This window comes from Sinorhizobium sp. BJ1, assembly GCF_002531555.1.
Lineage (GTDB): Bacteria > Pseudomonadota > Alphaproteobacteria > Rhizobiales > Rhizobiaceae > Sinorhizobium > Sinorhizobium fredii_B.
In genome coordinates this window covers 405674-432236 of record NZ_NWTH01000005.1, presented here as the reverse complement: position 1 = coordinate 432236, position 26563 = coordinate 405674, and the positions used below count along the sequence as shown (strand labels likewise).

Sequence of the window (26563 nt, the reverse complement as noted above, 5' to 3'; positions counted from 1 at the left end):
ATCATGCAACTGTCTACCCTTGAGAAGCTGAATGAGGCGCGCACGGCGCGGCGGGCAGCCGTGGTCGTCAACGATCTTTCGAGTGGCCGCGCGGAGGCATTCATCGAAGGAGAACCCTTCCCGGCAGAATGGGATGCCGCAATCTCTGAAACGCTGCGCTCGGCTCGACCCGCTCTTGCGACTGTCAACGAGCGATCGCTGTTCCTCAACGTCTATCTGCCGCCGCCGCGCATTGTCGTCGTCGGCGCCGTTCATATCTCACAGGCGCTTGCGCGACTCGCGCCGATCGCAGGGTTCGATCTAACCATCATAGACCCGCGCACCGCCTTCGCGACGGTGGAGCGCTTTCAAGGCATCGAGCTCCTTGCGGATTGGGCCGAAGATGTTTTGCCCACGCGGCCGCTCGACCGCTACACGGCCTTGGCTGCGGTCACCCACGACCCGAAGATTGACGACTATCCGATCCGGGCCGCCCTGGACGCGGGCTGCTTTTATGTCGGCGCGCTTGGCAGCCGCAAGACGCATGCGGCTCGCGTAGAGAGACTGCGGGCCGCAGGCGTGCCGGAAGAGGCGATCGGCCGCATCAGGGCGCCGATCGGGCTCAATATCGGCGCTGCGAGCCCGGCAGAGATCGCCGTTGCCGTCTTGGCCGAAATCATCGGCGCGTTCCGTCACCGCGATCGCGGGGAACAGGAGCGTGTAGCATGAGGTTCGGTCCTGTGCCGCTCGCCGAAGCGGAAGGTGCGATTCTGGCGCATTCGGTGAAGTCTGCGGAACGCAAGCTGGCAAAAGGCCATCGCCTGAGCGCGGATGACCTCGCGATGCTTGCCGAGGCCGATATCCGGGAGGTCATTGTCGCCCGGCTCGACCCGAAGGATCTGCCGGAGGACGAAGCCGCGGCTCGGGTCGCGGCCGCCATTGCCCCGGATCATCTCCGCCTCTCGCTAGCCGCTACCGGCCGGGTCAATGTCTACGCCACGGCGACGGGTCTCTTCGTCGCTGACCGCTCGATCATCGACAGGGTGAACCGCATCGATCCGGCGATTACGCTCGCCTGCCTTGCAGACCATGTCGCCGTCGAGGCCGGCGACATGGTTGCGACGATCAAGATCATCCCTTTGGCAGTACCAGAAAAATTCGTTGAGCAAGCGGCGGCAGCACTCCGCGCCAAACCCGCCTTCGAAGTGAAGCCCTTCGCGCCGCGGCGCGCCGCCTTGATTGCAACCGAGTTGCCGTCGCTGAAGCCCCAGGTGATGAACAAGACGCATGCGGTGCTGGCGGCGCGGCTGGCGCGATCCGGCAGCCGCCTTGATACGGAGCGTCGCGTCGCTCACAGCGAGACCGCCGTCGCCGGGGCGATTGCCGAACTGAGGGCTTCGCATGAGCTGCTGATCGTTTTCGGGGCCTCCGCCGTCGCTGACCCTGACGACGTCGTGCCGGCCGCCATCCGACGCGCCGGTGGGACCGTCGAGCATGTCGGCATGCCGGTTGACCCCGGCAACCTGCTCGTCCTTGGCCGCTTGGGGGACATCCCCGTCGTCGGCGCGCCCGGATGTGCCCGCAGCCCAAGGGAAAATGGCTTCGACTGGATCCTCGACCGGCTGCTTGCCGGCGAGTGGCCAAGTCCAGCCGACATTACCGGCCTTGGCGTCGGCGGTCTGCTCAAGGAAATCCCGTCGCGGCCGCAGCCGCGGGAAGTGGCAGTCGGGCCGCAGCCCGGCCCGGTCGCGATCGTTGTGCTCGCGGCCGGCCGGGCAAGCCGGATGGGACCGGCTGGAAAACACAAGCTTCTTGCCGAGTTCGATGGCGTCCCGCTGGTTCGCCGTTCCGTCGAGACGGCCCTTGCCGCCGGCCAAGGCAAGGTCGTCGTGGTTACCGGATATCGCGAGGATGAGATCCGGGCCGCATTAGGCGGCCTGCCGGTGACGTTTGTTTCGAATGCCGATTATGAGAGCGGCATGGCGTCGTCGCTCGTCGCAGGGCTGACCGCTATGGAAGAAGAGGCGGGCGGCATGCTGGTGATGCTGGCGGACATGCCGGGTGTCACGTCCGGGCATCTGTCGAAGATGTTAGCGGCTTTCGATGCTGAAAATGGCCGCGCCGTCGTGCGGGCGGTCACGGAGGGCCAGCGCGGAAACCCGGTCATCCTGCCGCGGTCCACCTTTGCAGCGGTCCGGCAGCTCTTGGGCGACGTGGGGGCGAGACATATTGTCGAGCGCAGCGGTCTTCCGGTGATCGATGTCGAACTCGGAGCCGCCGCGCGCCTCGACGTCGATACACCCGAGGCAGTCCTGGCCGCCGGCGGCATATTGAAGGATTGAGCGATGGACAATGCTGCGATCGAGGAAATGTTCGAGACACTGGGGCCGATCAGCATTCGCCGCATGTTCGGCGGCAAGGGCATTTATTGCGACGGCGTCATTCTCGCGGTCGAGGTTGACGGGGAGATCCTTTTGAAAGGCGACGCCGAAACGGCTCCGGAATTCGAGGGGGCCGGCGGCCGGCAATGGGCTTACGACGGCAAGGGCAAGCCGGTGAAAATGCCCTATTGGAGTATACCTGAGGCGGCCTATGACGAGCCGGAGGAAATGGCCCGCTGGGTGAAGCTAGCCTACGCGGCCGCGCGCAGGGCGAAGAAGTAGCGGCACTGCTAACCGAGCGCGCGCACCGCATCGGCGGCGAAGCGGGACAATGGCTGGGGCAGGGCGGAAAGGTCGAACCAGCCTATATCGGAAAGCTTGTCCGGTTCGGTGAGGCGCGCTTCGCCTGAAAAATCATCGGTCGCATAGATCAGCGAGATCCAGTGCTGGCGATCGGCTTCGATCATCTGCTCGCTGATGCAAAGAAAGCGCGTCGAACGGACCGAGAGGCCGCTTTCCTCTTCTGCTTCCCGTCGCGCGGCATCCTCCGCGCGCTCCATGTGGTCGACCTTGCCGCCGACGATGCTCCAGTGGCCGGCCTCCGGTGCCTTCAGGCGTCGGCAGAGAAGGATCTTGCCGTCCCGCAGGATCGCAAGGCCGCAGCCCAGGCCCGGAAAGTCGATGCCGGGGAAAGCCATGGGCCGGCTATCAAGCCTTGCCGATGATCAGCATGAAGGCCGGGATCTCGTCGCCGAAGCCGACCGGCGTCGGGCCATCGTCATAATCGCGGCGATTGCGGTTGCGACGGTCGCGATTGTCGTCATTGGCGGCGTTCTGCGCCCGGCCGGGACGCTCATTGCGGCTTGCATGGACCTGCTTGTTGTCGGCGCTACGTTCCGGTTTCACGGCTTCCGCCCTTTCTGCGACTGGTTCGAATTCGGTCACGTTATCGACACGGGCAGTATCGGTTTTATGATCGCCGCGTGCCCGACCGGAGCGTTCCACATCTTTTTTGCGATCCCTGCGGCCGTCGCGGCCGCGCTCGCGCCGGCCGTCATGGCTTTCCATCGGCTCGGGCAGTTGCGAAAGGTCGCCGCTCAGCCACTCGACCTTCTGGCCGATCAGCTTCTCGATGGCGTCGGAGAACTTCGTGTCGCGCTTCGTCACGATCGTGAAGGAAGCGCCGGAGCGTCCGGCCCGGCCGGTACGGCCGATGCGGTGCACATAGTCTTCCGCGTGGATCGGCACATCGAAATTGAAGACGTGGCTGACGTCCGGAATGTCGAGCCCGCGCGCCGCGACGTCCGAAGCAACGAGCAACTGGATATTGCCGTCCTTGAAGCTGGCCAGCATCGCCGTGCGAGAGCGCTGGTCCATGTCGCCGTGCAGGGCACCAACCGAGAAGCCATGGCGGTCGAGCGAGCGGAAGAGCTCGGCGACGTCCTTCTTGCGGTTGCAGAAGATGATCGCGTTCTTGAGTTCGCCCTGAGCGCGGATGAGATCCCGCAGCACGGCGCGCTTTTCGTAATCCTTTCCGTGCGCGGCGACGAAGCGCTGCGTCACGGTGATTGCCGCCGAGGCGGGGCGGGCGACTTCCACCCGCTCAGGGTTCTGCAGGAACCGGTCGGCGAGCTTCTGAATTTCCGGCGGCATGGTTGCTGAGAAGAACAGCGTCTGGCGGGTGAAGGGAATAAGCTTCGCGATCCGCTCGATATCCGGGATGAAGCCCATGTCGAGCATACGGTCGGCTTCGTCGATGACGAGGATCTCCACGCCGGACATCAGGAGCTTGCCGCGCTCGAAATGATCGAGCAGGCGGCCGGGCGTGCAGATCAGAACGTCGGCGCCGCGCTCGAGCTTGCGGTCCTGCTCGTCGAAGGAGACGCCGCCGATCAAGAGCGCAATATTGAGCTTGTGATTCTTGCCGTACTTGTCGAAGTTCTCTGTAACCTGCGCCGCAAGCTCGCGGGTGGGCTCCAGGATCAAGGTGCGCGGCATACGTGCACGCGCGCGGCCCTTTTCCAGGAGCGTCAACATCGGCAGCACGAAGGACGCCGTCTTGCCCGTGCCGGTCTGCGCGATGCCAAGGATGTCGCGACGCTGAAGGGCCGGCGGAATGGCGCCCACTTGGATCGGTGTCGGCGTTGTGTAGCCCGCGTCAGTAACTGCGGAGAGAACTTTTTGGCTCAGGCCAAGGTCAGCAAAATTGGTCAAAGGGGAATCTGTTTCCGTTCCGGTTCAATAGAACTCTGGTCGATCGATGGAAATACACCATCCTATGGCGGCGCTCTTAGGACGAAAGGCGCCGAAAGTCAAGAAATCCAGCACCTTGACGCTTCGGACGGTAAATAGATGCGAATCTATTGCTTTTCTTGTCAAATTGCCGGCGTGGGCTGCGGACGACTTTGACGCGTCAATTCAGATAGCCGGCAAGCTTTGTACCGGCGCGCAGGAAGCGCATCGGATCCGCCGCCTGACCGTTCAGGCGAACTTCATAATGCAGATGCGGACCCGTCGAGCGGCCCGTGCTGCCTGACTGGGCGATCACCTGGTCGGCATCGATGCGATCACCGACATTCACGAGGATCACGGCCAGATGCGCATAGCGTGTCGAGACACCGTTTCCGTGGTCGATCTCGATCATGTTGCCGTATCCGCCCGCCGGCCCCGCCGCCGTTACCGTTCCCTCTGCGGTCGAGCGAATGCGTGTGCCGGTCGCGGCGCGGAAGTCGATGCCGGCGTGGAGCGCCAACCGTCCCAAGAAGGGATCCAGCCGATTTCCGAAACTGCTCGTTACGTCGCTTGTCGGCGCGGGACTTTCGAGCGGGAGCTTTCGTGCAGCGTCGCGGGTCTCTTCCAAGTCGACAAGCGCGCTGTCCAGTGTGGCGAGTGAATGTTCGAAGTCGTCCTGGCTCTGCGGCTCGATGAAAGGTCCACCGATCGCCGATCCGTCGGTCGAAACGGGAGTGGCGGAAGCGTCTGCGGTCTTCGGACCCGGAAGGGCATACCCTGTGCGCTCGACGATCGTCCGGATCGCTTCGGAGGTCCTCTGCGCACTGCTCGTCAACTGCCGAACATGCGCCACCTGGTCACGTTCAATATCTTTCAGCGAGAGCGTGACTTTTGAAAAGAGGCGATCCGTACGATCTGAAATGGTCTCGCTTGGACCGCTCGACCGCGCTTGCCGCACGTAGCCAAGCGCAGATGCATGAGCCGGCGCGCCGGCGTTCTCTCCCGCGATGCCCATGATCTCCTCGATCGCCTGGATGCCGCCCTGGGCATCGCCGCGTTTCCCGTAGGCGAGGGGTTCGGCGTCCGACAGCGCGGCCGGTTGTCCGTCACTCGCGAGCGGCTCGGCATTCCCGGCCAGCGTGCCGAGCCTGCCGCTGCGTGAGGAAAGCTCCAATTGCTGCTGCAGGAGCTTGTCGACTTTTTCCTCGACGATCTGTTGGTCCAGCAGTTGTCGGCTTGTCACTCGATCGACCTGAGCGCGGAGTGCCGTGATTCGGTCCTCGTATTCATGCTGCATGCGCGCCTGGCGGGCGATCGTGCCGCCGATCAGGTCATCGCGAAGCACGAGATAGGTGGTTGCGGCGAGATAGCCGATGCCGAAGACGCCGATGAGCGAGGTGGTGACGGCTGCCATCCACGGACGGACAGTCATGTGACGCACCCTGTCTCCGCTTGCGAGGATCAGGACGTGACTTTGCCGGCGCTTGACGAAGCCCCGGTTTTCCGGACGAACAGACACCCCATCACCCCCGCCAGATGCGACCCAACTCGCGTTTGCCCCGAGGGTAATTACACTTTATTAGGGTTAACAAAGCGTGTGGTGCGGCCCGTTAGATGTTGGTGGAGGCCGTCATTGATCGGTAGAAGGACGGTGTCAAACCGGCCTCGGCCCGCGCGACGTCGTTGAAAGGCGCCTTCAGCGGCCCGCGAAAGTTCGCCCGCACCAGTGCCTGGAAGGTTGCGGCCGGGTTCTTCTTCTGCCGGGCGCACAGGAAGCGGAACCATTTCGCGCCGACGGCAACGTGGCCTTTCTCGTCTTCATAGATGACATCGAGAACGGCCGCACTTTCATGATCGCCAGTCTCTCTCATCTTCGCCTGCAGTGCCGGTGTGACGTCCAGGCCGCGCGCCTCCAGGATGAGCGGCACCACGGCCAGCCGCGCGGTCAGATCGTTGCGCGTGTCGTGGGCCGCCTGCCACAGACCATCGTGGGCCGGCAGGTCGCCATAGTCGGCGCCTAGATCGTTAAGCCTTTGCCGCACCAGCCGAAAATGCTTGGCCTCCTCGAAGGCAACCTGCATCCATCCATCGAAGAAGGATTGCGGGACGGACTCCTTGGCGAAGCGAGCGACGATGTCGAGCGCGAGATCGACGGCATTCAATTCGATATGCGCAATCGCATGGAGCAGTGCGATTCGGCCCTTCGGCGAGCCGAGGGAACGCCGCTTGACCTGAGTCGGCGGCGTCAGGATGGGCTTTTCCGGCCTGCCGGGCCGTGCCGGAACGGGACGATCGAGCGGCGATCGCAAGGAGAGCGTCCGCGCTTGCCAGCGCCGTGCGGCCTCCTGCGCGAGCTCGGTTTTGACGGTCAGGTCACTTGCGCGGAGCGCTTCGACGGCAGCGCCGCGCAGACTGTGGAATTGCGGGAGCACGGCCATCGATCGCTCAGCCGGTACGCAGAATTTTCGCCGCGGCGAGAACTTCCTCGGCGTGCCCGGCCACCCGGACCTTTTCCCAGACGTGATTGATGATGCCCGCCGCGTCGATCAGAAAAGTCGTCCGTTCGACCCCCATATATTTGCGGCCGTACAGGCTCTTTTCCGCCCAGACGCCATAGGCGTTGACGACAGTTTTCTCCTCGTCCGCCGCAAGCGCGACGGCGAGGTCGTGCTTCTTGGCAAATCGGTCGTGGCTTTTGACCGAATCGGGCGAGATTCCGATCAGCGCCACACCGGCCGACGCGAACGCTTCCGAGAGGCCGGAGAAGGAAATCGCTTCCACGGTGCAGGTCTTGGTGTCGTCCTTGGGATAGAAGAACAACACAACCGGCTTGCCGCGAAGAGCAGACAATGAAATCGAGCCGCCGCCGTCGCGAGCAAGTTCGAATTCCGGGGCGGGATCGCCGGGCCGCAAAGGTGCCATGATTAAGCCTTTCTTACGCCAAGTTTTATCGACATTTCGCAAATAGGGGATACCCAAGATCGTCGCGGTCCGTCCAGCAGGTTTGCGACTGCATTGACAGCCGCCCGACGGCTTTTATGGCTACGAGCCGTAAAGAATGCCACGTCGCGGGACAAAGGGCACTCCAGCGCCGCGTCCCTTCAGACGCACACGGATCGCTGTAGCGCTTTGAATTGCTGCATGTTTTATCCTTGTTCGGCTTCGACCTGGGAAACCTGCGGTAGGCTGTCGCGCGCTTTCCACAGCAACCGCAGCGAAGCGTGGTGACTTGGTTCGGCGACTTATGATCTACAGGATACAACGATCCGGCGCGCATGATGGCGATCCGGACAGGAAGAATGCAATGCAGCAAGCAGGTGGAGGAATCCCGCGCCGATGAGTGATATCCGCGGCGAAAGGGTTTGCTTTCGCAAGGAAGACATCGTCGCGCTGGACGCGCTGCCCTCGGCCCAGGCCCGTGACCCGGTCATTGTGCACGCGCCCCTGTCCGATGGCATGCTGCGTCGTTTCGGCAAGATTCTGCTCTGCTTTTCGCTTGTGGCCTTCGTCGTCATCGCGTCGTTGGTCGCGGTTATCGAAAGCGGACTCGTCGACGGTCCCTTGAACGCTCGTGCGCGCACTGCGCTCAACACTGCCCTTGGCGCCAACTACAATGCCGACGTCGAAAGCACAGTTATCCGTGTCACTGGCCAGGGCGCGCTTGCGCTCAAGGCGCGCGGGGTGACACTGAACGACCGCGCCTCCGGCCGGCCGGTCGCCAAGCTGGCGGCCGTCTCGATCGCACTTGATCCTTTGGCCCTGATGACCGGCCGCATAGCCGTGTCGCGGCTGGAGGCGGAAGGAGGGGAGCTCGATACAGGGTTGTTGCCGCGTGGCGAGCCCATAGACCTGACGGCGATTCGTATCGCGGACACCGGCACGGCGCTCGAAAAGCTGTTCGCGCATATCGATGCGATGTCGCGGCTGACGGCGCGGAGTGCGACACGGACCGTTCAGCTTTCGGATCTGACGCTGTCTGTGACCGGGTCCCGCGGGCGGATCGTTCCGGTCGATGTAAGGATGCTTGCATTCAGCCGCGACGCCGATGGCGCCATCCGCGTCGACGGCTCCATTGCCATCGACGGCAAGGAAGCACAGCTCGAGGCGAGGGCCTTCGGCCAGGACGAACACATCGCCGGCATCGAGGCGGTCTTTAGATCCCTGCCGCTCTCGCCTTTTCTGTACCACGACAAATCCGGCAGCGAGGATGCCTTCGGGATCGACGCTGCCGCCGAGGTCAGCCTCAGGGCGACGCGCGCCGCGGACAGCGCGAAGCCGGCCTTGGAGGTCGGCATCAGGACTTCTCAGGGATCATTTCACGCCGGAGGACTCGTCTCCGCGCTCAAGCCGTCGGAACTGAACGCTTCCTACGATTTCGAACGCGCTTCGGTCGAGATATTGCCGTCAGCGGTCAAGATCGGACGCTCGGTCTTTCCCTTCACCGGTGCCTTGATTGACCTAGACAAAGTCTCCGATGGAAGCCAGACGGGCTTTGCCGTCGATCTGCTGCTGAAAGACGCGAGCTCCGAGCCGGAAGACATGCAGGAGCGTCCGCTATCCTTCGACGCGAAGGCGAATGGCCGATTCGAAACTGGTAGCCACCGGCTGATCTTCGACCAGCTGGCCATATCGAGCCCGCTCGGATCCATGGCGGGCTCGCTCGCGGTCGCCTTCGGCAAGACGTCGCCTCAGATCGATTTCGCTGCGGTGAGCGACCACATGCAGCCAACGGCGATCAAGCAATTGTGGCCCTGGTGGGTAGCCAAGGGCGCCCGACGATGGGCGATCGGCAATCTCTTCGGCGGTACGGTGACGGATGCGCGCATAGAGGTGTCGATCCCGGAGGGACGAATTGCGAACAGTGATGGCGAACTGAAGCTCAACGAGGACGAGCTCAATATCAACTTCTCTATAGATAACACGCGCGTCAACATCGCCGGCGAAATTCCGCCGCTGCGCGATACCGCCGGGCATTTCAAACTGAGTGGTGAACGCATGACGGTCGACGTTCGGCGCGGCGCGGCGTTTTTCCCGTCCGGACGCTCCGTGGCTCTGAACGGCGGCGACTTCGTCATTCCGGATGTCTACAGCAAGCCGCTGATGGCGGAGATGAAGATCGAGGTCGGCGGCGAGGCCGACTCCATTGCCGAGCTTGTCAGTTACAAGCCGATCCGGGCCCTGCAGAAGACCCCCTTCGTGCCCGAGGATTTTACCGGCCCGATGAGCGCATTGGTCGGTGCCCGCTTCGGCCTGATCTCAAATCAGAATCCGCCGCCGCCCTTATGGCAAGCGGAAATGCAGTTACAGAAGGTGTCGATAAACCGGCCGGTTTCCGGCCGCGAGATCGCCGATCTGTCGGGAGCGATGCGGATCGACAACACCCGAGCGGTTCTCGACGCCGATGCTCTGATCGACGGTGCAGAAATGCGCATCGCCCTGACCGAGCCGGTGGATCCGAAGGCGAATGTCAAGCGGACGCGCGCGATCTCCGGAACTCTCGACGATGCGGCGCGCCGCAAGATCGCCCCTGCCTTGTCCGGCATCGTCAGCGGGCCAGTCGGCGTGGAGGTGGCGCTTTCGGATAACGGCAGTCAGTCCGTCAAGGCGGATCTCGGAAAAGCGGCCCTGTCGCTGCCGTGGATCGGCTGGAACAAGGGTGCCGGCATTGCCGCCAATGCCGAATTCACTGTGAAGGAAAGCGAGACTCTGACGGAGATAGCTGATTTCCGCATCCAGGGCGATGGATTCGGTGCAGCCGGAGATCTCCGCGTCGACGACAGCGGCCTCGCATCGGCCCGATTGTACGACGTGCGCCTGACCAACGGCGACGATTTTGCCGTGACAGTCGAGCGAGCAAGGGGCGGTCATGTGGTGACACTCACCGGCGCGTCGGCAGATATCAGGCTGCCGCTGGCGCGAGCGAAGGGCGAGTCCGGCTCCGGTGCCGACGGCAATGTGAAGATCAGCGCCCGGCTCGACCGTGTCGTCGGCTTCAACGGCGAGGTCCTTTCCAATGTGAGCTTTGCTCACTCGAGCCGCGGGCAAGAGATCGACGATATCGACCTGTCGGCGGTAACCACAAGCGGGCAGGCGGTGGTCGCCAGGATGGTGAAGACGGGGCCGGACAACACGCTGGAACTGACCACGAGTGACGCAGGCGCTCTGGCCCGCTTTACCGACATCTATCGCAACATGCGCGGCGGTCTCTTGAACCTGCGGCTCCGAGATCGCGGCGCCAGATCCTGGCGTGGTACAGTAGATCTGCGCAAATTTTCCCTTATCGGCGAGCAGAAGTTGCAGTCGATGGTTTCGACGCCGGCCGGTCAGGACGGCCGCAGCCTCAATCAGGCGGTGCGGAGGGATATCGACGTGAGCACGGCCCGTTTCGAGCGGGGCTTCGCCCAGCTTCTATTGGATCGTGGCGTCATCCGGGTCGACAGCGGCGTGTTGCGCGGCCTCGACGTCGGCGCCACCTTCCAGGGCACTGTCCGAGACAGGAACGGTCGCATGGACATGACCGGTACCTTCATGCCAGCCTATGGCATCAACCGCTTGTTCGGCGAGCTGCCGCTGATCGGCGTCCTGCTCGGTAACGGTCGCGATCGTGGCCTGCTCGGCATTACCTTCAAGCTGACCGGACCATTCAACCAGCCGCATCTGACGATCAACCCGCTATCGCTCATCGCCCCGGGCGTTTTCCGCAACATTTTCGAGTTTCAATGAAGGGCCGGCGTAGCGGCCGGCCCCTGGATCGTCACTTCATGGCCGGTCAGACCGGCCGCACCAGTATGTGCTTCTTCTTGCCGAGCGACAGCTTGAAGACGCCATCGGCGGTGACGTCGCCGCTTCCGACGACACGGCGCTCATCATTGATCTGCTCGTCATTGATGCGAACGCCGCCGCCCTGAACGTGGCGGCGAGCCTCGCCGTTCGATCCGGCGAGGCCGGCACGGACCAGCAGTGTCAGTAGGCCCAGGCCCAATTCGAGCTCGTGGGCGGAAACGTCGATCGACGGCAGGTTTTCTGCAAGCGCACCTTCTTCAAAGGTCTTGCGTGCCGTTTCTGCCGCCTGCTCGGCTGCTGCCCGACCGTGCAGCATCGCAGTGATTTCGGTCGCCAGGATCTTTTTCACCTCGTTGATCTCGGAGCCGCCGAGGTTGGACAGTCGCTCGATTTCCGCCATCGGCAACGTCGTATAGAGCTTCAGGAAGCGCGTGACGTCGGCATCCTCGGTGTTGCGCCAGTACTGCCAGAAATCATAGGACCCCAGCATGTCCGGGTTGAGCCAGATGGCGCCGTTTACCGACTTGCCCATCTTGGCGCCGGAAGCCGTCGTCAGCAGCGGTGACGTCAGCGCATAGAGTTGCGGCGTTCCCATGCGGTGGCCGAGATCGATGCCGTTGACGATGTTTCCCCACTGATCCGAGCCGCCCATCTGCAGGCGGCATCCGGTGCGCTTGTAAAGCTCCACGAAGTCGTAGGCCTGTAGGATCATGTAGTTGAACTCGAGGAACGACAGCGATTGCTCGCGGTCGAGGCGCGTCTTGACGCTGTCGAAGGAAAGCATGCGGTTGACGGAGAAGTGGCGGCCGACATCGCGCAGGAACTCGAGGTAGTTGATGCCCAGCAACCAATCGGCGTTGTTGATCATCAATGCATCGGTAGGGCCTTCGCCATAGCGTAGATAATTCGAGAAAACCGTCTTGATGCTCGCGATGTTGGCGGCGATCGTTTCCGACGTCATCAACTGCCGTGCCTCATCCTTGAAGGACGGATCGCCAACCATGCCGGTTCCTCCGCCCATCAGCGAGATGGGCCGGTGGCCCGTCGCCTGAAGCCAGTGCAGCATCATGATCTGGATAAGTCCGCCCGCATGCAGGCTCGGCGCCGTCGGGTCGAATCCGATATAGGCAGTCACGGTTTCCTTGCGGAACAGCTCATCGAGGCCGGTATCATCCGATGTGGTATGGATGAAACCGCGTTCTTTGAGAGTGTGGAGGAAATCGGACTTGAACTCGGACATAAGCTGTCTCTTTCGGCTTGTTGGGACGTCTGCGGCGGGCGTTTATCACTGTTTTGTCGAAAGTGCACGTTTTTGCTCGGGCAGCGTTTTGCTATGACCGGTGGATAAAGAAAAATGGGCGGAGGGCATCCATGGGCAAGGTGTTGACGGCGATCGGCCTGATGAGCGGCACGAGCATGGATGGTATCGACGTCGCCCTCGTCGAAACCGACGGCGACACGATCGTTCGAAGAGGGCCGTCAGCCGGATATGCCTATGATGCTGCCTTCCGAGATCGTCTGAAGCAGGGGCTCGACGATGCCAAGTCGATCCGCAAGAGAGACGAGCGGCCCGGAACGCTGGCGGACCTCGAGCGGGACCTGTCGCTGAGGCACGCGGATGCGGTGAAGATATTTCTTCTCGAAAACAATCTTTTGCAAGACACTGTTGACGTAATAGGTTTCCATGGGCAGACGGTCCTACACCGCCCCGACGAGGCCCTGACCGTTCAGATCGGCGATGGACACCTGCTGGCGAGGGAAACCCTGATCGACGTGGTCTACGACATGCGGGCGAACGACATGGCGCATGGCGGCCAAGGGGCGCCGCTCATCCCGGCCTATCACGCCGCATTGGCCCGCGACTTATCCGAGAGCTCGGAGATCGAAGCGCCTGTCGCCTTCGTGAACATCGGCGGCATTTCCAATATCACCTTCATCGGGACCGGCGAGGCAATCATCGCCTATGACAGTGGGCCGGGAAACACGTTGATCGACCAGTGGGTGGAAGCCCATGCCGGCATTCCCTATGACCAGGGCGGCATGATTGCGAGCGAAGGCTCGGTGCTGCCGGAGCTTGCCGAACGCTACCTCGCTCATCCCTTCTTCTCGTCGGACAAGCGCCGCTCGCTCGACCGCAACGACTTTGCGCCGCCCGCAGCTGCTGACGCGAGCCTCGAAGACGGCGCCCGCACATTGGCGCATGTGACGGCGGCCGCCATATTGCGGTCGGCACGGCATCTTCCTAAAATGCCGGGAACTTACATCATCTGCGGCGGCGGCCGCCTCAATCCCATCATCATGCGGGACCTGGCCTCACTTGCGGAGGCAGCAGGCGGACGGGTGCTTGCCGCTGAGGCGCTGGGCCTGAACGGCGATTCAATGGAAGCCGAAGCCTGGGCCTACCTGGCCGTCCGGTCATTGCGCGGACTGCCGTTGAGCTATCCCGGCACCACGGGCGTCACCCAGCCGGTGAGCGGCGGCCGGCGGGCGGCAAGGCCGAAAGATGCACTGAAGGCACAGGGCTGAGGCATTATTTAATGAATTCTTCGTGCGCGATGGCTACATTGCCCGCCGCGAGGCGCAATTTCGCGGCTCGTTGATTTGGGCTGGGACTTTCGGATTCTATCGATGGGTGGTGCGATTTCCCTGCTGGCGGTGAATTTCATCATTGCCCAGATATTCGTGGTGGCCTTTCTCATCATTGCCGCAAAAAGTCGTGCAAAAGGTCCGGCGATCTGGTGCGCGGCCGGCTTCGCCGTCGCCTCGCTCGCGGCCGTCTTCGAGACCGTGCTGCCCTTCACGCCTGTGCCGAAGTTCTTTGCCGTCGGGGCATTTGCCAACGTTCTTGCCGGCTTCATCCTCCTTCGCCTTTCGTTAGGGCTCTTCTATCAGGTGCCGGCGCGCCTGCTTGTCCTTACAGTCTTATTCCTGGGTTCGGTGCTGCTCGATCTGCTGATCTACGACTTGCCGCGCGGAACGCTTCGGCACGCCTTCTTCTACCAGCTGCCGTTCTTCGTCATCCAGGCATGGTCGGCATCGACCGTGCTGAGGTCCAAGCGTCGGTCCCCCGCGGATTGGATCCTGTTCGGCCTATTGGTTCTGACATCGATCTACTACCTTGTGAAAATCTACGCCGCCATTGCAGCCGGATCGGGCACCACGGCGGCGGATTACCTCGCAAGTCCGTTCGCTCTCATTTCGCAAGCGCTTGGCGCGATGCTGATCGTCGCGACAGGCATCGCGATCCTCGGGGTGATGGTCAAGGATATCATCGACGAGGCCCGCGCCAGCTCCGAGCTCGACGCGCTCTCCGGCCTCTGCAATCGCCGCGGCTTCGTCGATCGCGTCACACCGCTGTTGGAGACCGGTGGGGGCGAGGGGCCCGGGACGCTGATTCTCGCCGACCTCGACCGCTTCAAGCTGGTCAACGATACTTACGGCCATCATGCCGGCGACGGCGTGATCCGGCAGTTCTCCCGTGTTCTTGTGGAGCTCATGCCGATGAGGGCCGTGGCAGCGCGGCTCGGCGGGGAGGAGTTCGCGGTATTTCTGCCTCGTGTCGGGCTGGTGGAAGCGCGCGTGCTCGCTCAGGGTATGCGCGCGGCAATGGCGTCGACGCGGGTCGAGGGATTGCCTGAAAGCGTCAGGATCACGGCGAGCTTCGGGGTTGCGGCCATTGTTCCGGGAGAGCCGATGGAAGCGGCCATGCAGCGCGCCGACAAGGCGCTCTATGCCGCCAAGGCCGGGGGCAGGAACCGCGTGGAATGCGCCGAACCGCCGGTGCTCGTGCTGCCCGCCACGTCCCGGCGGGTGGGGCGGTCATAGATTAGAAACAAAACGGCCCGGAAATCGAATGCGATCTCCGTGCCGGCTCGTGTATGGAAATGGAACTTCCTCAGCGAATGCGCTTCGCCGCGGGCTCCGGCACCAGCTCTCCGTTGAGGCGACGGTCGAGATAGTCCTCGCATTCCCCCATCAGGGTCTCGATCTGGCCGTTGAAGAAGTGGTTCGCGCCGGAAACCGTCTTGTGCGTGATCAGGATGCCCTTCTGCGCCTTCAACTTTTCGACGAGACCGTTCACGTCCTTCTCCGGCGCGACCTTGTCGCTGTCGCCGTTGATGATGAGGCCCGACGACGGGCAGGGCGCCAGGAACGAGAAGTCATAGATGTTCGGCTGCGGTGCAACCGCCATGAAGCCCTCGATCTCGGGACGGCGCATCAGAAGCTGCATGCCGATCCAGGCGCCGAACGAATAGCCGGCCACCCAACAGCTCTTCGAATCGGGATGCAGGCTCTGCACCCAATCGAGCGCCGAGGCCGCATCGGAAAGTTCGCCCGCACCATGGTCGAATTCGCCCTGGCTGCGGCCGATGCCGCGGAAATTGAACCGCAGGGTCGTAAAGCCGCGCTTCTGGAACATGTAGAAGAGCTGGTAGACGATCTGGTTGTTCATCGTCCCGCCGAACTGCGGATGCGGATGCAGGATGATGGCGATCGGTGCACTCTTCTGCTTCGAAGGCTGATAGCGGCCTTCGAGGCGACCGGCCGGTCCGTTGAAGATGATTTCGGGCATAGGTTCTCCGGGAACGTTTCTGGTTCAAATCGTCGTTGTTGATGCCGTTCTGTCTTGACGAAAGCAGTCAGCTTTTCTAGAACGCACTTTAGAACCGTTCAAAACTTCGATGCGGGCACTCCGCCGCGTTCGTCGTCTCATAGGACAAGCGGCGCGGAAAATTCAAGAAAAATGCAACGGCATCGATTGCAGGGATTGAACCGTCGGCTCTAGCGAAGGAAGCAATGCCGGGACCGCGCATATACATGGATTGGAATGCGACAGCGCCGCTTCTGCCCGAAGCGCGCGATGCTTTCCTGTCCGCGCTCGATGCGGTCGGCAATCCCTCGTCCGTTCACGGCGAGGGTCGGGCGCTTCGAGGCCTGATCGAAAGCGCGCGCCGTGATGTTGCCGCGCTTTGCGGCGCCAAGGCCTCCTCGGTGATATTCACCAGCGGCGCCACGGAAGCGGCCAACATGGTGCTGACGCCGGATTTTCGTATGGGCCGCACGCCGCTCAAGCTCGGCAAGCTCTATGTCTCTGCGATCGAGCATCCGGCGGTGCGCGAGGGCGGACGTTTCGCGCGAGAGAATATTTGCGAAGTGCCTGTCACAAGCGACGGCGTTATCGATTGTATCGCGCTCGAGACGTTGCTTGCGGCGCATGATCGCCAGTCGGGCCTGCCGATGGTGGCCGTGATGTTCGCCAATAACGAGACGGGCATTGTCCAGCCGATCGGCGAAGTTTCTGCAATCGTGCGTGCCCACGGGGGACTGTTAGTCGTCGACGCCGTGCAGGCCGCCGGCCGCCTGCCCCTGTCGATCGAGAGCTTGGGCGCCGACTTCCTCATCATCTCGTCGCACAAGCTCGGCGGGCCGAAAGGGGGCGGCGCACTCGTCGCCCGCGGCGAGGTCATGATGCCTGCGCCCCTGATCCGCGGCGGCGGTCAGGAGAAGGGCCATCGCTCGGGCACCGAGAACGCGCCGGCGCTGGCGGGCTTCGGGGCAGCTGCCCGGGCGGCTGCCGACAACCTGGGCGCCCGCGCGGCCGCGATTGCCGCTCTGCGCGATCGGCTTGAGGCGCAGATGCTGGAAAGCGCACCGGACGTGGTGATCCATGGTCGAAACGCGCCGCGAATCGCCAATACGTCTTTCTTCACGCTTCCGGGCCTGAAGGCGGAGACCGGCCAGATTGCCTTCGATCTTGAAGGCGTGGCCCTCTCGGCAGGCTCTGCGTGCTCTTCCGGCAAGGTTGGACAGAGTCATGTGCTGACGGCGATGGGTTATGATCCGCGACAGGGCGCCTTGCGCCTTTCGATCGGTGCATCGACGACGCAAGCGGAGATCGAACGCTGTGCGGCAGTATTCGCTAAAGTGGCGGCGCGGCGCCGCTCGACCGGGCAGGCCGCGTGAATGCAGAAAGCCTTGAACGAAATTGCGGAAAAGCAATTTTCCGCTTGGCAAATGGGGTGAAAACCGCCTTTTAGCCATTACATAAGCGGTGCGCACATATTGCACCGCATTGACAAGCCGCCGGACCTTGGATCCGACGAGATTGGAGAGCGACATGCCTGCCGTGCAGGAAACCATTGATCAGGTCCGCCAGATCGACGTGGACCAGTACAAATACGGCTTCGAGACGAAGATCGAGATGGACAAGGCGCCGAAGGGCCTGTCCGAGGATATCATCCGCTTGATCTCCGAGAAGAAGAACGAACCGGAATGGATGCTCGAATGGCGCCTCGAGGCCTATCGCCGCTGGCTCACCATGGACGAGCCCAGCTGGGCGCGTGTCCGCTATCCGAAGATCGACTTCAACGAGATTCACTATTACGCCGCGCCGAAGGGCACGACCGGCCCGAAATCACTCGACGAGGTCGATCCGGAGCTGCTCAAGGTCTATGAGAAGCTCGGCATCCCACTGAAGGAGCAGGAGATTCTGGCCGGCGTCGAGAAGACGAGGATCGCCGTCGATGCGGTATTCGACTCCGTTTCCGTCGTTACCACCTTCAAGGAAGAACTGAAGAAGGCTGGCGTCATCTTCATGTCGATCTCGGAGGCGATGCGGGAGCACCCGGATCTCGTAAAGAAGTATCTCGGTACGGTGGTACCTCAGTCCGATAACTTCTATGCAACGCTGAACTCCGCCGTCTTCACCGATGGTTCCTTCGTCTATGTGCCGAAGGGCGTCCGTTGCCCGATGGAGCTTTCGACCTATTTCCGCATCAACGAGAAGAACACGGGCCAGTTCGAGCGCACGCTGATCATTGCCGAGGAAGGCGCCTATGTCTCCTACCTCGAAGGCTGCACGGCGCCGCAGCGCGACGAGAACCAGCTTCACGCCGCGGTCGTCGAGCTGATCGCGCTGGATGACGCCGAAATCAAGTATTCGACGGTTCAGAACTGGTACCCGGGCGACAAGCATGGCAAGGGCGGCATCTACAACTTCGTGACCAAGCGTGGCGATTGCCGCGGCAAGAACTCGAAGATCTCCTGGACGCAGGTTGAGACCGGCTCGGCGATCACCTGGAAATATCCGTCCTGCATCCTGCGCGGCGATGGTTCGCGCGGCGAATTCTACTCGATCGCCGTTTCCAACGGCCACCAGCAGGTCGACTCCGGCACGAAGATGATCCACCTCGGCAAGAACACGTCGAGCCGTATCATCTCCAAGGGCATCGCCGCCGGCGTTTCGGACAACACCTATCGCGGCCAGGTCTCGGCCCACCGCAGGGCGGAGAACGCCCGCAACTTCACCCAGTGCGACTCGCTGCTGATCGGCGACAAGTGCGGCGCCCACACGGTGCCCTATATCGAGGCGAAGAACTCGACCGCACAGTTCGAGCACGAGGCGACGACTTCGAAGATCTCCGAGGATCAGCTGTTCTACTGCCTGCAGCGCGGCATCCCGGCAGAACAGGCGATCGCGCTGATCGTCAACGGCTTCGTCAAGGAAGTCATCCAGGAACTGCCGATGGAGTTCGCCGTCGAGGCGCAGAAGCTGATCGGCATCTCGCTAGAAGGCTCCGTTGGCTGAGGCCCGGGACTGATTATTGAACCGGCGCGCTGGATCTGCGCGCGAGAACTATTCGTTTCCCAGAGGACGATTTGAAATGCTTGAAATCAAGAACCTGCACGCACGCATCGCCGAGGACGGCACCGAGATCATCCGCGGCCTGAACCTGACCGTGAAGGCCGGTGAAGTCGCCGCTATCATGGGCCCCAACGGCTCCGGCAAGTCGACGCTCTCCTATATCCTTTCCGGGCGCGAAGACTATGAAGTGACCGAGGGCGACATCCTCTACAACGGCGAGAGCATCCTGGAACTCGACGCTTCGGAGCGTGCAGCCAAGGGCATCTTTCTCGCATTCCAGTATCCGGTCGAGATCCCGGGCGTTGCCACCATGCAGTTCCTGAAGGTGGCAATGAACGAACAGCGCAAGTATCGCGGCGAAGATGAGCTGACGACGCCGGAATTCATGCGCCGCGTCAAGGAAGCCGCCGCTGAGCTGAAGATTGCGCCGGAAATGCTGCGTCGGCCGCTCAATGTCGGCTTCTCCGGCGGTGAAAAGAAGCGCGCGGAAATCCTGCAGATGGCGCTTCTCGAGCCGAAGCTCTGCGTGCTCGACGAGACCGACTCGGGCCTCGACATCGACGCGCTGAAGGTCGTCGCCGACGGCGTCAATGCGCTGCGTTCGCCGGATCGCGCCGTCGTCGTCATCACGCACTACCAGCGCCTGCTCGACTACATCGTCCCGGATACGGTCCACGTTCTCTACAAGGGCCAGGTCGTCAAGTCGGGCGACAAGACGCTGGCGCATGAGCTCGAAGCCAAGGGCTATGCCGACATCATCGAGGCGGCAGCCTGACGCCTGTTGAAGGAGTGTTCGAATGAATATGCAACAGGCCATCAAGATGACGGCAGCCGAAACGGCGCTCGTCGATGCCTATACCGCCCAGATCGGCGACCTGCCCGGCGACGGGGCCGTGCTGTCGCTGCGCGACACGCTCGTCCACGAATTGAGGACGGCGGGGCTGCCGACGCGGCGCGTCGAGTCCTGGCACTATACGGACCTCAGAACCTTGCTGCGCGCGGTGCCCTCCGCTGATCCGTCCGCCTTTGCCGACCGAGTCGAACCGATCATCGCGGGCGCCACCGTGCTTTCGGTGCGCAACGGTGAGGCCGATCTCAAGAGCCTTCCCGAGGGGATCACTGCGCGCTCCTACACGGAGAGCCTGCTCGACGGTTCGGCAGTCGCCGGTCTTGCCGTCCTCGGCTTCGATGACGCCATTGGCCGCATCAATGGCGGTCTGGTTCGCGGCGGCCTGGAAATCGCAGTCGCGGAAGGCGTCGAGTTGGAAGCGCCGCTGGAAATCCAGGTCGCACAAAGTCACGGCCAGGCCCATACGCGCTTCCCGGTTTCTTTCGGTGCCGGATCCAAGGCAACGGTGCTCGAGCGGCATCTGTCGACCAACGGGGATGCGAGCTTCGTTTCCTCGGTGAGCGACGTGACGCTTGCCGAAGGCGCCGACGTGATCTGGATCATCCTGCAGCAGCAGGGGCCGGCCGACACCCATCTCGGCCAGATTCGTTTCGACCTCGGCAAGAACGCGAAACTGCACCTCTTCGTCATCAATGCTGGTGGCAAGCTGGTACGCCAGGAACTGCATGGCAGGGCGAGCGGCGAGGGTGCGGATCTGACGCTGCGCGGCATCAACCTGCTCGGCGGCGAGAGCCACACGGACGTGACCTTCACGCTGAGCCATGACGTGCCGCACACGACCTCGAGCGAAATCATCCGCAACGTCGTTTTCGACCGCGCGAAGGGTGTGCTTCAGGGCAAGATCCTTGTCGCGAAGCATGCGCAGAAGACCGACGCGAAGATGTCGTGCAATACGCTGCTCTTGTCCGACGATGCGGACTTCTCGGCAAAGCCTGAACTCGAGATCTTCGCCGACGACGTGCAGTGCGGTCACGGTGCAACGGTAATCGATATCGATCATACCCAGCTGTTCTACCTGCTCTCTCGCGGCATTCCGGAGAACAAGGCACGCGCGATGCTCGTCAACGCCTTCGTTGCCGAGATCGTCGAGGAGTTGGAAGATGATGAGGCGCTGGTCGAGGCGCTCGAAGGCGTCATCTCGGCCTGGCTCGTAAAACACGCCTGATTGGACAGGACCATGGAACACACTGTGCCGGTGCCAGCCTATGACGTCGAGGCCGTAAGAAAGGATTTCCCGATCCTTTCCCGGACGGTCTATGGCAAGCCGCTTGTTTATCTCGACAACGGCGCATCGGCGCAGAAGCCGCAGCTCGTCATCGACGCCGTTGCCCATGCCTATGCCAACGAATATGCCAACGTCCATCGCGGCTTGCATTTCCTCTCGAATGCCGCGACGGATGCCTACGAGGGCGCCCGTGAAAAGGTGCGCCGCTTCCTGAATGCACCATCGGTCGAAAACATCGTCTTCACCAAGTCCTCGACCGAGGCGATCAATACCGTTGCCTACGGCTACGGTATGCCGCATCTTGGCGAGGGCGACGAGATCGTCATCTCCATCATGGAGCACCACTCCAACATCGTTCCCTGGCACTTCATCCGTGAACGTCAGGGCGCCAAGCTCGTCTGGGCACCGGTCGATGACGACGGCGCCTTCCATGTCGAGGATTTCGTCAAGTGCCTGACCGAGCGGACGAAACTCATCGCAATCACCCATATGTCGAATGCGCTGGGCACGGTCGTTCCCGTCAAAGAAATCTGCCGTATCGCCCGCGAGCGCGGCATTCCAGTGCTGGTCGATGGCAGCCAGGGCGCGGTGCACATGCCGGTCGATGTCCAGGACATCGACTGCGACTGGTACGTGATGACCGGCCACAAGCTCTACGGTCCGTCCGGCGTCGGCGTGCTTTACGGCAAGACGGAGCGGCTCAAGGAGATGCGGCCGTTCATGGGCGGCGGCGAGATGATCGAGGAAGTGACCGAGGACCGCGTCACCTATAATGATCCTCCGCACCGTTTCGAGGCCGGCACGCCGCCGATCGTCCAGGCGATCGGGCTCGGCTATGCGCTGGACTACATGGAAAAGGTCGGCCGCGAGGCGATCAGGGCGCACGAGGCGGACCTGACGGCCTATGCCCGGGAACGCCTGTCCACCGTGAATTCGCTCCGTGTCTTCGGCGATGCGCCTGGCAAGGGCAGCATCTTCGCCTTCGAGATCGCCGGCATTCATGCCCATGACGTTTCTATGGTGATCGATCGTGCCGGCATCGCCGTCAGGGCGGGAACCCATTGTGCCCAGCCGCTCTTGAAACGCTTCGGCGTCACCTCCACATGCCGTGCGTCCTTCGGTCTCTACAATACCCGGGCCGAGGTCGACGCTCTGGCGGACGCGCTCGAACACGCACGCAAGTTCTTTGCTTAAGGAGGCAATCATGAGTCTCGAGGAAACCGGAGCGAAGGTCGATGTCCGCGAAGGCATCGTGCACTCGGCCATTCCGGCCGAGGAACTGGCTCGCCTTAGCGACGACGTCATCGCCGCGCTGAAGACGGTCTATGACCCCGAGATTCCGGCCGACATCTTCGAACTCGGTCTTATCTACAAGATCGACATCGAAGACGACCGCATGGTGAAGATCGATATGACGCTCACCGCTCCGGGCTGCCCCGTTGCCGGCGAGATGCCGGGCTGGGTCGAAAACGCCGTTGGCGCAGTAGAGGGCGTTTCCGGTGTCGAGGTGACCATGACCTTCGATCCGCCATGGACGCCGGACCGCATGTCGGAAGAGGCGCAGGTGGCGCTCGGCTGGTATTGAGCCGGCGCCCCTATATTGATCCGTTAACATACGGGCACTACATTTGATTCTGGAAAGCGCCGGGCCTTTAACCCGGTGATATGAAGGAGAGAAAGCCGATGGGCTTTGCCGTAATGAGTCTGACCGATGCGGCCGCCGGCCGCGTGAGGTCGATCGTCGAGAACGCCGGCGGCGATGCCAAGGGCATTCGCCTGAGCATCAAGAAGGGCGGATGCGCCGGCATGGAATATGCCGTTGATCTCGTCAGCGAGGCGAATGCCAAGGACGATCTGATCGAACACGACGGTGCCAAGGTCTGGGTTGCACCTGAGGCCGTGCTTTATTTGCTCGGCACTCAGATGGATTTCGAAGTAAGCGCCTTGCGCTCCGGCTTCACCTTCAAGAATCCGAACCAGACATCCGCCTGTGGTTGTGGCGAATCGGTCGAGTTGAAGCCCGCTGATCTCGCGGCACTTGCCGCAGAGGGCAATCCGGTGGTGCGCGCGAACTGACCGGTTACCTATTCAGTGAGAGGTAGACGCAACAAAGGCCCGGTTATTGCCGGGCCTTTGCTTTTGAACAGTGGGGCCGATCCATGACTCGGCCCCCCGTGGTTCATTCGGCCGCTTCCGCGTAGCTTTCGATCGGCGGGCAGGTGCAGATGAGATTGCGGTCGCCATAGACATTGTCGACACGGTTGACCGGCGACCAGTATTTGTCGACTCGGAAGGCGCCGGGCGGGAAGCAGGCCTGCTCGCGCGAATAGGGCCGGTCCCAGTCGCCGACGAGGTCTTCCACCGTGTGCGGCGCGTTCTTCAGCGGATTGTTGACTTTGTCCATCCGGCCCTCCTCGATGGCGCGGGCTTCCTCGCGGATCGCCAGCATTGCATCGCAGAAGCGGTCGAGCTCGGCCTTGGTTTCGGATTCCGTCGGCTCAATCATCAGCGTGCCGGCGACCGGCCAGCTCATCGTCGGCGCGTGGAAGCCGCAGTCGATCAGCCGCTTGGCGACGTCGTCGACTGTGACGCCGGCGCTTTCGGCGAGCGGCCGCGTATCGATGATGCACTCATGCGCGACGCGTCCCTTGGCCGACTTGTAGAGCACGTCATAGGCACCCTTCAGGCGGGCGGCGATATAGTTGGCGTTGAGGATCGCCACCTTGGTCGCCTGCGTCAGGCCTTCACCGCCCATCATCAGGCAGTAGCTCCAGGAGATCGGCAGGATCGAGGCCGAGCCGAAAGGAGCGGCGGAAACCGCACCCTCATGACCGTCCGTCTCCGGATGGCCCGGAAGGAACGGCGCAAGATGCGCCTTGACGCCGATCGGCCCCATGCCGGGTCCGCCGCCGCCGTGCGGAATGCAGAAGGTCTTGTGCAGGTTCAGATGGCTCACATCCGAGCCGATGTCGCCGGGGCGGGCAAGGCCGACCATGGCGTTCATGTTGGCGCCGTCCAGGTATACCTGGCCGCCATGCTTGTGGACGATGTCGCAGACCTCGCGCACGTTCTCCTCGAACACTCCGTGCGTCGAGGGATAGGTGATCATGCAGCAGGAGAGGGTGTCGGCATATTGCTCGGCCTTGGCGCGAAAATCGTCCATGTCGATCTCGCCGATATCGCTGACCTTGACGACGACCACCCTCATCCCGGCCATGTGCGCCGAGGCTGGATTGGTTCCATGTGCAGAGGTCGGGATCAGGCAGACGTCGCGATGGGCGTTGCGATTGGCGATGTGATAGGCGCGGATGACCAACAGCCCGGCATATTCGCCCTGCGCACCGGAGTTCGGCTGCATCGAGATCGCATCATAGCCGGTAATCGCGCAGAGTTTGTCCGACAAGTCTTGGATCAGGTGTTGATAGCCGCGCGCCTGATCGGCCGGCACGAAGGGATGAATCTCCGAAAATTCCGGCCAGGTGATCGGCAGCATTTCCGCTGTCGCATTGAGCTTCATCGTGCAGGAGCCGAGCGGGATCATGGCGCGATCGAGCGCCAGGTCGCGGTCGGCGAGGCGGCGGATGTAGCGCGTCATCTCGCTTTCAGCGCGGTTCATATGGAAGATCGGATGGGTGAGATAGCCGCTGGTCCGCAACAGCGGCTGCGGCAGCCGATAGCCGGGCTCGAACTCTTCCACCTTGAAGTCGCCGCCGAAGGCACGCCAGACGGCCTCGAGCGTAACCGGCCGCGAACGCTCGTCGAGGCTGATGCCGATCTTGGTATTACCAATCCTGCGAAGGTTCACTTCCTCGGCCACCGCAGTCTTCAGGATGATTCCCTGCAGCTTGCCGACATCGACGGTTATCGTATCGAAGAACACATCCGGCTCGACCGTATAGCCAAGCTTCTCGAGCCCCATGGCAAGGCGCACCGTCTTCTGGTGGACGCTCTGGGCGATCGCCTTGATGCCCTCCGGGCCGTGGAAGACGGCATACATCGACGCCATCACGGCGAGCAGCACCTGCGCGGTGCAGATGTTCGACGTGGCCTTCTCGCGGCGGATGTGCTGCTCGCGCGTCTGCAGCGAAAGCCGGAATGCCCGGTTGCCGCGCGCGTCGACGGACACGCCGACCAGGCGGCCGGGCATCGAACGCTTGTGGGCATCCTTGACGGCCATATAGGCGGCGTGCGGGCCGCCATAGCCGACCGGAACGCCGAAGCGCTGCGTCGAACCGACGGCAATGTCGGCGCCCATTTCTCCCGGTGATTTCAACAGAGCAAGCGCCAGCGGATCGGCGGCAACGGCCACGATCGCCCCCTGTTCGTGCAGCTTGGCAATCAGCTCGGAGAAATCGCGGACATGGCCGTAGGTGCCCGGATACTGGAAGATCGCCCCGAACACGCCGGCCGCATCGAGATCGGAAAAGGGATCGCCGATGACGATCTGCCAGCCGAGCGGCTCGGCGCGGGTCTTCAAGAGAGCGATGGTCTGGGGATGGCAGTTCTCGTCGACGAAGAAGGCCGTGGCCTTGGACTTCGCCACGCGCTCGGCCATCGCCATGGCTTCGGCCGCCGCCGTCGCCTCGTCGAGCAGGGAGGCGTTCGCGATGTCGAGGCCGGTCAGATCGCAGACCATCGTCTGGTAGTTGAGCAGTGCTTCGAGGCGGCCCTGGCTGATCTCCGGCTGGTAGGGCGTATAGGCGGTGTACCAGGCCGGATTTTCCAGGATGTTGCGCTGGATCACCGGCGGCGTGATCGTGCCGTAGTAGCCCTGGCCGATCAGCGAAACGAGTTTCTCGTTGCGATTGGCCGTCTCGCGCAGCTTGTCGAGCGCCTCCCGTTCGGTCATCGGTACGCCCCAGGAAAGCGGGGACTTCTGGCGGATGGAAGCTGGAACGGTGTCGTTGATGAGCGCATCGAGGCTCGGATAACCGACGGTCTTCAGCATCTCTTCCATTTCGGCCGGCGAGGGGCCGATATGACGTCGATTGGCGAAATCGTACGGCTTGTAGTCGGTAAAGGTGAAATCCTTGGGCATGCTCATCAGCCGACGAGCTCCTTGTAGGCTGCTTCGTCGAGAAGACCATCGGCGGAGCGCGGATCGGCAAGCTTCAGCTTGAAGAACCAGGCGGCCCCCTGCGGATCGCTGTTGACGAGCGACGGGTCGTCGACAATCGCCTGATTGACCTCGATGATCTCTCCATCGAGCGGACAATAGACGTCGGAGGCGGCCTTCACCGATTCAACGGTGGCAGCCGTGTCTCCCTTGGAGAAGGTCACGCCGGATTCCGGCAGTTCCACGAAGACGAGATCGCCAAGCTGGCCGGCGGCGTGTTCGGTGATGCCGACGGTCGCAACGCCGCCCTCGACCTTCAGCCACTCGTGTTCTTCGGTAAATTTCAGCATGC

22 protein-coding genes are annotated in these 26563 nt (G+C 62.5%); 13 read left to right on the top strand and 9 right to left on the bottom strand.

Annotation, left to right across the window (positions count from 1 at the left end):
• Positions 1-3 precede the first annotated feature (3 nt).
• Genes CO676_RS10495 through CO676_RS10485 form a run of 3 tightly spaced genes read left to right on the top strand, consistent with a single transcriptional unit; the run spans position 4 to position 2642 of the window.
• On the top strand, positions 4-708 hold the full coding sequence (locus tag CO676_RS10495) for an XdhC family protein (protein ID WP_014764468.1): 705 nt from the start codon (positions 4-6) through the stop codon (positions 706-708).
• Positions 705-2321, top strand: coding sequence for a molybdopterin-binding/glycosyltransferase family 2 protein (locus CO676_RS10490; RefSeq protein ID WP_097520762.1), 1617 nt, complete (start codon positions 705-707; stop codon positions 2319-2321). Before CO676_RS10495 ends, CO676_RS10490 begins: the two co-directional genes overlap by 4 nt.
• Positions 2322-2324: 3 nt before the next feature.
• Positions 2325-2642, top strand: coding sequence for a TfoX/Sxy family protein (locus tag CO676_RS10485; RefSeq protein ID WP_097520759.1), 318 nt, complete (start codon positions 2325-2327; stop codon positions 2640-2642).
• A gap of 8 nt (positions 2643-2650) precedes the next feature.
• On the opposite strand, the gene CO676_RS10480 is transcribed toward CO676_RS10485, so the two are convergent.
• The 5 genes from CO676_RS10480 to CO676_RS10460 all read right to left on the bottom strand — a co-directional run bounded on the left by CO676_RS10480 (position 2651) and on the right by CO676_RS10460 (position 7514).
• Positions 2651-3058 carry an NUDIX domain-containing protein gene (locus tag CO676_RS10480; protein WP_097520757.1) on the bottom strand — a complete coding sequence of 136 codons (408 nt, stop codon included), beginning with the start codon at positions 3056-3058 and terminating at the stop codon, positions 2651-2653.
• A 10-nt stretch (positions 3059-3068) separates the two neighbouring features.
• Positions 3069-4574: a DEAD/DEAH box helicase gene (locus tag CO676_RS10475; protein ID WP_097520755.1), complete on the bottom strand. Its 1506-nt coding sequence runs from the start codon at positions 4572-4574 to the stop codon at positions 3069-3071.
• A gap of 199 nt (positions 4575-4773) precedes the next feature.
• Positions 4774-6111 carry a M23 family metallopeptidase gene (locus CO676_RS10470; protein WP_097520753.1) on the bottom strand — a complete coding sequence of 446 codons (1338 nt, stop codon included), beginning with the start codon at positions 6109-6111 and terminating at the stop codon, positions 4774-4776.
• A gap of 91 nt (positions 6112-6202) precedes the next feature.
• Entirely contained in the window at positions 6203-7030 is an 828-nt protein-coding gene (locus CO676_RS10465; RefSeq protein WP_097520750.1) for a ferritin-like domain-containing protein, read from the bottom strand.
• A 7-nt stretch (positions 7031-7037) separates the two neighbouring features.
• Positions 7038-7514 (bottom strand): peroxiredoxin, encoded by a 477-nt coding sequence (locus CO676_RS10460; protein WP_097520748.1) that lies wholly within the window; start codon positions 7512-7514, stop codon positions 7038-7040.
• 414 nt (positions 7515-7928) lie between these two features.
• Between CO676_RS10460 and CO676_RS10455 the strand changes: the two genes are divergently transcribed.
• On the top strand, positions 7929-11315 hold the full coding sequence (locus tag CO676_RS10455; protein ID WP_097520746.1) for a DUF3971 domain-containing protein: 3387 nt from the start codon (positions 7929-7931) through the stop codon (positions 11313-11315).
• A 46-nt stretch (positions 11316-11361) separates the two neighbouring features.
• On the opposite strand, the gene tyrS is transcribed toward CO676_RS10455, so the two are convergent.
• A complete protein-coding gene (gene tyrS / locus CO676_RS10450) occupies positions 11362-12615 on the bottom strand; it encodes a tyrosine--tRNA ligase (protein WP_097520744.1) in 1254 nt (417 codons plus the stop codon).
• A 131-nt stretch (positions 12616-12746) separates the two neighbouring features.
• Between tyrS and CO676_RS10445 the strand changes: the two genes are divergently transcribed.
• Positions 12747-13901, top strand: a complete 1155-nt coding sequence (locus CO676_RS10445; protein ID WP_097520742.1) for an anhydro-N-acetylmuramic acid kinase — start codon at positions 12747-12749, stop codon at positions 13899-13901.
• Positions 13902-14003: 102 nt separating this feature from the next.
• The gene (locus CO676_RS10440) at positions 14004-15200 is read left to right on the top strand and encodes a GGDEF domain-containing protein (RefSeq protein WP_097520849.1); all 1197 of its coding nucleotides are present in this window, start codon (positions 14004-14006) and stop codon (positions 15198-15200) included.
• Positions 15201-15270: 70 nt separating this feature from the next.
• Here CO676_RS10440 and CO676_RS10435 read toward each other — a convergent pair whose 3' ends face one another.
• Positions 15271-15948 (bottom strand): alpha/beta hydrolase, encoded by a 678-nt coding sequence (locus tag CO676_RS10435; RefSeq protein WP_014764480.1) that lies wholly within the window; start codon positions 15946-15948, stop codon positions 15271-15273.
• Between the two features lie 224 nt (positions 15949-16172).
• On the opposite strand from CO676_RS10435, the gene CO676_RS10430 reads away from it, so the two are divergent.
• The 7 genes from CO676_RS10430 (at position 16173) to sufA (ending at position 23231) form a co-directional block, all read left to right on the top strand.
• Complete coding sequence (locus tag CO676_RS10430) at positions 16173-17339, top strand: cysteine desulfurase family protein (protein ID WP_097520740.1); 1167 nt, start codon at positions 16173-16175, stop codon at positions 17337-17339.
• A gap of 154 nt (positions 17340-17493) precedes the next feature.
• Entirely contained in the window at positions 17494-18963 is a 1470-nt protein-coding gene (gene sufB, locus CO676_RS10425) for a Fe-S cluster assembly protein SufB (protein ID WP_097520737.1), read from the top strand.
• Between the two features lie 76 nt (positions 18964-19039).
• A complete protein-coding gene (sufC, locus tag CO676_RS10420; protein WP_014764483.1) occupies positions 19040-19795 on the top strand; it encodes a Fe-S cluster assembly ATPase SufC in 756 nt (251 codons plus the stop codon).
• A gap of 22 nt (positions 19796-19817) precedes the next feature.
• Entirely contained in the window at positions 19818-21095 is a 1278-nt protein-coding gene (gene sufD / locus CO676_RS10415; RefSeq protein WP_097520735.1) for a Fe-S cluster assembly protein SufD, read from the top strand.
• A 12-nt stretch (positions 21096-21107) separates the two neighbouring features.
• Positions 21108-22349: a cysteine desulfurase gene (locus CO676_RS10410; protein ID WP_014764485.1), complete on the top strand. Its 1242-nt coding sequence runs from the start codon at positions 21108-21110 to the stop codon at positions 22347-22349.
• 10 nt (positions 22350-22359) lie between these two features.
• Positions 22360-22740, top strand: a complete 381-nt coding sequence (locus tag CO676_RS10405) for an SUF system Fe-S cluster assembly protein (RefSeq protein WP_014764486.1) — start codon at positions 22360-22362, stop codon at positions 22738-22740.
• Positions 22741-22838: 98 nt separating this feature from the next.
• On the top strand, positions 22839-23231 hold the full coding sequence (sufA, locus tag CO676_RS10400; RefSeq protein ID WP_014764487.1) for a Fe-S cluster assembly scaffold SufA: 393 nt from the start codon (positions 22839-22841) through the stop codon (positions 23229-23231).
• Between the two features lie 103 nt (positions 23232-23334).
• Here sufA and gcvP read toward each other — a convergent pair whose 3' ends face one another.
• Both gcvP and gcvH read right to left on the bottom strand, forming a co-directional pair.
• Positions 23335-26199 (bottom strand): aminomethyl-transferring glycine dehydrogenase, encoded by a 2865-nt coding sequence (gcvP, locus tag CO676_RS10395; protein ID WP_097520733.1) that lies wholly within the window; start codon positions 26197-26199, stop codon positions 23335-23337.
• The gene (gcvH, locus tag CO676_RS10390) at positions 26199-26561 is read right to left on the bottom strand and encodes a glycine cleavage system protein GcvH (protein WP_097520731.1); all 363 of its coding nucleotides are present in this window, start codon (positions 26559-26561) and stop codon (positions 26199-26201) included. The genes gcvP and gcvH overlap by 1 nt, the downstream gene beginning before the upstream one ends.
• Positions 26562-26563: the final 2 nt, after the last annotated feature.